At 46.8% G+C, this 942-nt stretch carries 1 pseudogene; it reads left to right on the forward strand.

Going from position 1 to position 942, the window contains the following annotated elements:
- Positions 1-942, forward strand: a pseudogene (locus R7R24_RS25250) (RNA polymerase factor sigma-54); the annotation flags it as partial.

The following is a 942-nucleotide window of genomic DNA, read 5'->3' on the forward strand; positions in this document are numbered from 1 at the left end:
AACTGTCGACATTGGATCTTCAACAGGAAATACAGGAAGCACTGGAATCCAACCCTCTACTTGAAGTCGAGGAGAGCCATGACGAGCCACAAGCTAACCATGAAGACAAGCCCAGCAATGAAGGGAACGATTCTGATGATTTCAGCGCCGAGGTCGACTTACCAGACAGCTCAGACATCATAGAGAAATCCGAAATCAGCAACGAGCTGGAAATAGATACTACTTGGGATGATGTCTACAGCGCAAATACGGGCAGTACCGGTTTAGCGTTAGATGATGATATGCCGGTCTACCAAGGCGAAACCACAGAATCGCTACACGATTACTTAATGTGGCAACTCGACTTAACGCCTTTCAGTGAGACCGACCGTACGATTGCCATTGCCATCATTGATGCGATTGACGATTACGGCTATCTGACCCTATCTCCTGAAGAGATTCACGAAAGCTTCGACAACGAAGATATTGAGTTGGATGAAGTCGAAGCCGTGCGCAAACGCATCCAACAGTTTGACCCGCTTGGTGTGGCATCGCGGAACCTGCAAGAATGCTTACTCCTGCAACTTGCAACCTTCCCAGAAGACACGCCTTGGCTTGCAGAAGCCAAAATGATTCTTGCCGATCACATCGATCACCTTGGTAATCGCGATTACAAACTGGTCATCAAAGAAACTAAGCTAAAAGAAGCGGATCTACGCGAAGTATTAAAACTGATCCAACAGTTAGATCCTCGTCCGGGCAGCCGCATTACCCCAGACGACACAGAATACGTCATTCCGGACGTATCGGTATTTAAAGATCATGGGAAATGGACCGTTTCCATCAACCCTGACAGCATTCCAAAGTTAAAAGTTAACCAACAATACGCTCAACTAGGCAAAGGCAACAGTGCGGATAGCCAGTACATTCGCAGCAATTTGCAAGAGGCAAAATGGTTAATTA

It is taken from the genome of Vibrio sp. 704, assembly GCF_033339295.1.